Below are 512 nucleotides of genomic sequence, written 5' to 3'. Positions count from 1 at the left end.
GGGCGGATCGGGCAACTGGGGCGAGGTCAAAAAGATCACAGCCTCTGACGCCGCCGCGTTGGATAATTTTGGATTCTCGGTATCGATCAGCGGCGACACGGTGATCGTCGGTGCGGCTGGCGATGACGATGCCGGGGTCTATTCCGGCTCGGCCTACATATACCAGCGCAACGCGGGCGGATCGGGCAACTGGGGCGAGGTCAAAAAGATCACAGCCTCTGATGCTGCAGGAGAGGACGCGTTCGGGTCTTCGGTGGCGATCAGCGGTGACACGGCCATTGTCGGGGCACCTTACGACTGGGATCCGCCCGCGCCTACAACGTACTGGTCCGGCTCGGCCTACATATACCAGCGCGACGAGGGCGGCGTGAACAACTGGGGCGAGGTCAAAAAGATCACAGCCTCTGATGCTGCAGGAGGTGACCAATTCGGAACCTCGGTAGCGATCAGCGGCGACACGGCCATTGTCGGGGCGTGGCGCAACGACGACGCGGGGAGCGACTCCGGCTCGG

At 63.1% G+C, this 512-nt stretch carries 1 protein-coding gene and 1 pseudogene; both read left to right on the top strand.

All coding sequences use genetic code 11. The features are described 5' to 3' along the window. Positions 1 to 163 (top strand): annotated as a pseudogene (locus tag EYQ35_00530) (hypothetical protein). Between the two features lie 90 nt (positions 164 to 253). Next, positions 254 to 512 (top strand): hypothetical protein (locus EYQ35_00525; protein HIF62631.1); only part of this gene is annotated, 259 nt, incomplete at its 3' end.

It is taken from the genome of Candidatus Binatota bacterium, from assembly GCA_012960245.1.
Taxonomy (GTDB): domain Bacteria; phylum Desulfobacterota; class Binatia; order UBA1149; family UBA1149; genus UBA1149.
This window is presented reverse-complemented; position numbering and strand designations above follow the sequence as displayed.